The organism is Paenibacillus sp. N119s (assembly GCF_059447605.1).
The window spans coordinates 1-552 of the sequence record NZ_JCAJRU010000503.1; the positions used below are offsets into that span (position 1 = coordinate 1).

Annotated in this window: 1 protein-coding gene; it reads right to left on the reverse strand. The window is 56.2% G+C overall.

What is annotated here, in order from left to right:
* Nucleotides 1-552: condensation domain-containing protein (locus AC5V8P_RS26025; RefSeq protein ID WP_495474107.1), on the reverse strand; the 552-nt coding region annotated here is incomplete at both ends.

The window sequence follows — 552 nt, forward strand, 5'->3', positions numbered from 1 at the left end:
GGAGGACAACGTGATTCCACTATTTTGCAGATCCTGATCGACCTGCCCCAAATAGTTAAAGCTGATTTCCGGTTCGGTTGCGATCGCACGCGCTTCACCGGATCCGGACGCAGGGGACAGGTAACGCCAGGTGCCATAGGTTAGCCCTTTATGCGGAATCCGGCGCAGGCCTTCCTTCGTTTCTTTAATCCGCTGAGCCAGTGTCATTTCCTTGCCGGTCTCCAGCAGCACTGGATACAAGCTCGTAAACCAGCCTATGGTACGTGTAATATCCAGCTCTGGCAGGATCGCTTCCCGGCCGTGTCCCTCCAGATTCACCAGCACCTGTCCCGCACCTGTCCAGTTGTGCACCGCCAGTCCCAGGGCGGTCAGCAGCAAATCATTGACCTCCGTGTTGTAGGCGCGATAAGCCTGCTTCAGCAGCTGCTGGGTTTCAGCTTCGGTCCATTCCACGGTCAGCACTTCGCTGTCTGCATTCAAGGAGCCTTCGTAGGCAAAATCCTTAGGCAGCGGAGCGATCGCAGCTTTGGCCTGCTCTACCTGCTTCCAATA